General features: G+C 63.3%; 1 protein-coding gene. It reads right to left on the bottom strand.

Annotation, left to right across the window (positions count from 1 at the left end):
- Positions 1-99: 99 nt before the first annotated feature.
- Positions 100-1,500, bottom strand: a 1,401-nt coding sequence (locus ACVLVH_RS24150; protein ID WP_498950472.1) for a GspE/PulE family protein, incomplete at its 5' end; no start/stop codon positions are given.

Consider the following 1,500-nt stretch of genomic DNA (forward strand, 5'->3'; position numbering starts at 1 on the left):
CTGAAGGTTTTCTGTCCAAGCCAGCGCCCCAGCCCTTCCGAGCGCGCGCTGCCTCTGGCAAGCGAGCCCTTGAGGCGGCCACGCAGCAGGCGAATAAAGTCAGCCATGGCCGCCTCCGCTGCCTGAGAGGACCAGCGCCTCCGGCGGGAGCAGGTTCAGGGTGTCTTCATCGAGCGGACTGAGCTTATCCGCATCAATGGGGTCAACCTCGCCTGCTGCTATATAGTGCATCAGGTGCATGCCGCGGGTGATGCCGCCCATGTGATGCACCCAGTAGCTGCGGGCCGCGAGCTTGCCGAGCTCGCGATAAAGCTGCATAAAGCGGGCGTCAGGACGGATGACCTCGGCAATGACCTTACGTCCGGTGATGCCGTGCCAGCAGCCCTTCGCGCTGCAGCCCGCATGGTTGCGAAATGCGACGGTCGCGGTATTGCAGTATGTTTCAACCAGCTCGCGGTCGTCTTCGCTGAGCGTTTCCCTGACGTCTGACCAGCCTTGTTTACAGGCCGGGCAGAGCGTCTGCACCAGGCGCTGCGCGATGAGACCAATCACCACCTGCGGATCCATGACCATGCCGGCCGGTATGTCGAGGGTATCGGTAAGGCGGTCGATAATGCCCGGTGCGTCGTTCGCGTGAAGCGTGGACATCACCAGGCTGCCGCTTTTACCTTCGCTGATGCAGGCGCGGGCGGACCAGCCGTCACGGATTTCACCCACGACCTCCGCGTCGGGGTCAAGCCGCTTAAATGCCGAAAGACGACGCTGCCAGGCACGCGTGACCGATTCAGAATCGTTGCGGTCGGCGATGATAGTGGTCTGCACCGCTCCCTTCACCTTGCCCTCCACCGGGTCTTCCACCGTAACGAGACGGCGTTTACCCCGCGTCAGATCCACGTACATGTGGCAGAAGGTTCGCATGGTTTTGCTTTTGCCCGAACCGGTGGGGCCGGCGGTGATGATGATGCCCTCCGGTCGCTGCAGCATGCGGCGTATCAGCTTCTGCTGCTCGGGAAGGTAGCCCAGCACGTCGAGCGAGGGGATGTCCTCACTTTCGTCCAGTATCACGCGCAGCACCACGTAGAGGCCCGACTCGGTGGGCACGGCCGAGTAACGCGCGGCGTACAGTCCGAGCGCCTTCACAAATTCGTTGCGCAGGCGCCCGTCCTGTTCATCAGTTTCGCTGAAGGCCTGCGGCGCCACGTCGCACATCGACATCACGATAGTGGAAGCAAGGCTCATGCCCTCCTCCACGTCCAGCTCGGCCTGCAGTTCGAGGTCGCCGTGGATGCGGAACACCACCGCCGTAATATTCTCGGCGCCGATAAGGATGTGAATGTCTGAGGCGTGCGACTCGCCAGCGCGGCGCATAAAGTCCACCACCTTTTTCTGCTCCGGCGACCACGTGCCCGCAGCGGCGCTGCCGCCGCGTCCGGTCTGCAGCCGGCGAAGCTCGCTCAGGTGCACGGGCTGAATATCGAGCCCCGGCAGGCTGCGACGGGC

It is taken from the genome of Kluyvera sp. 1366 (assembly GCF_054823405.1).